This is a genomic window from bacterium (assembly GCA_026708015.1).
Lineage (GTDB): Bacteria > Actinomycetota > Acidimicrobiia > Acidimicrobiales > Bin134 > Poriferisocius.
Map to the genome: position 1 here is coordinate 1 of JAPOVT010000010.1, position 2,233 is coordinate 2,233.

Consider the following 2,233-nt stretch of genomic DNA (forward strand, 5'->3'; position numbering starts at 1 on the left):
GATGAGTTCCGACGTCTTCGACGAGAGCACGTAGGGGCGGTTCGCGAACCGCCCTCCCTCATCGATCGCAACTAGGACTGGCGGGGCAACGCCCCAGACTCAACCGCCGCGGAAGACCTTCCAGACCTTGCCCACCAGCATCTTGCGCGTCACGGCTCCGAATCCGCGGCTGTCGCTGCTGGCCTTCTCGTTGTCCCCTCTGAGAACATAGCGGCCCTGCTCCACCTCGGCGACCCGCTTGACTATGAGCCTCCCCGTGCGCGGATGTTTGACCACGACCACGTCGCCGCTGCGCGGCTCGCCCAGCAGGTAGCTGAGCTTGTTAACCAGTACGTAGTCCGACTCCCCGATGCCCGGGGCCATGCTCTGCCCCGTCACCCGGTAGACCGCGAACGGGAGCACGAATCGCCCGTCCTACTAGAGGTCGGGCAGCACCACCTCGTGCCCGCTGGGCCACGCCGACTTGACCTTCTTGGTTGCGACCTCCTTGGTCGCCCAGAAGATCTCCGCGAACTTGTGCACGTTGTCCAGCAGCTCCTCGGCGTGCTCGATGTCGATGTCCTGCTTGGCGATCGAGCCGAGTCGCATGATTTCCCATACGATCGCGTGAACTTCCGGGTGCTCCTCGACCATGTCGGGCTTGATGTAGTCGCCCCACATGATGCGAATCTCGTGCTTGCACAGCTCGGCGTGCTCTTCCTTCACCAGCATGTAGCGCGCGATGCCGTGCGTGTAGTCGCGAATCTGCTCAGGCGTTGCGTCGTCTCCCGGCGGCACCTGCTCCTCTATGAGGTCGATCATCCGGATAACGGTGTGCGCCGCGAGCTGCGCCAGGTGCGGATCGTATATTCCGCAGGGTATGTCGCAGTGGGCCGATACTTCATCCAGAGCGCCGAGCATCTCGGCCGACTTTATGATCCTGCCTGAAAGCTTCATGGTCCCTCCCGATCTCAAAACCTGGCTACTTCACTGGCTGACGCGGTGGGCGGCACCGCGATGGTGGGGCAGATTGTATCAGTCTGGCGGCCCCGCGATTCTTGTGCCTCGCGCCCGCGCTGGCTCCGGCAATTCGCATACTCGGCAACTGGCGTATCTGCACCCAGACGCCGATCTAGTGTGTATAATTCAGGTGATTTACTCTCAATATCCGTTAGTAGCGCAACACCGCAAGGTGTTGCGTTTTGAACCTTAACAACTGAAGAGTGGTCGAGAGGAGTGCGGGTAGAAGTGCCCGTGACTTCCGTTGAATCGGTCTTTTACCGAGTTAGAGAGCGAGACAAATTCTCATTCGCTATTCATCGGCCGGAGCTTCTTCGGAAAGCCGGTCGATTGTTAGGGAGAGTTTGATCCTGGCTCAGGATTAACGCTGGCGGCGTGCCTTATCAATGCGAGTCGAACGGTACGGACGGCTTCGGCCGTCACGACGGTGGCATCTGGGTGAGTAACACGTAGGTGACCTGCCTCTTGGTGGGGGATAACCCCGGGAAACCGGGGACAATACCGCATAAGATCCTCCGGATGCGTCCGGTGGATGAAAGATTTATCGCCGAGAGAGGGGCCTGCGGCCGATTAGCTTGTTGGTGGGGTAATGGCTCACCAAGGCGATGATCGGTAGCTGGTCTGAGAGGATGATCAGCCACACTGGGACTGAAACATGGTCCAGAGCCCTACGGGGTTTAGCATGAAGGAATATTGCGCAATGGGGGCAACCCTGACGCAGCAACGCCGCGTGGGCGAAGAAGGCCTTCGGGTCGTAAAGCCCTTTTCCGGGTGATGAAACTGACAGTAGCCCGGGAATAAGCCACGGCCAACTACGTGCCAGCAGCCGCGGCAATACGTAGGTGGCGAGCGTTATCCGGAATTACTGGGCGTAAAGCGCGTGTAGGCGGACCGGTAGGTTGTTCGTGAAATGTCAAGGCCCAACCTTGTCACGCCGTACAAAACCGCCGGTCTTGAGGCTGGGAGAGGGAAGTGGAACTTCCGGTGTAGTGGTGGAATGCGTAGATATCGGAAGGAACACCAGTGGCGAAGGCGGCTTCCTGGCTTAGTCCTGACGCTGAGACGCGAAAGCGTGGGGAGCGAACCGGATTAGATACCCGGGTAGTCCACGCCGTAAACGATGGATGCTAGTCGTGGGGGGTATCGACCCCCTCTGTGACGCAGCTAACGCAATAAGCATCCCGCCTGGGGAGTACGGCCGCAAGGCTAAAACTCAAAGGAATTGACGGGGGCC

Annotated in this window: 2 protein-coding genes and 1 rRNA gene; 1 reads left to right on the top strand and 2 read right to left on the bottom strand. The window is 59.6% G+C overall.

What is annotated here, in order from left to right; translation table 11 throughout:
* Positions 1-99: 99 nt before the first annotated feature.
* On the bottom strand, positions 100-402 hold the full coding sequence (gene sodX / locus OXG30_02590; protein MCY4133788.1) for a nickel-type superoxide dismutase maturation protease: 303 nt from the start codon (positions 400-402) through the stop codon (positions 100-102).
* A gap of 15 nt (positions 403-417) precedes the next feature.
* Entirely contained in the window at positions 418-936 is a 519-nt protein-coding gene (gene sodN / locus OXG30_02595; GenBank protein MCY4133789.1) for a superoxide dismutase, Ni, read from the bottom strand.
* Between the two features lie 395 nt (positions 937-1,331).
* Between sodN and OXG30_02600 the strand changes: the two genes are divergently transcribed.
* A 16S ribosomal RNA gene (locus tag OXG30_02600) occupies positions 1,332-2,233 on the top strand; the annotation flags it as partial.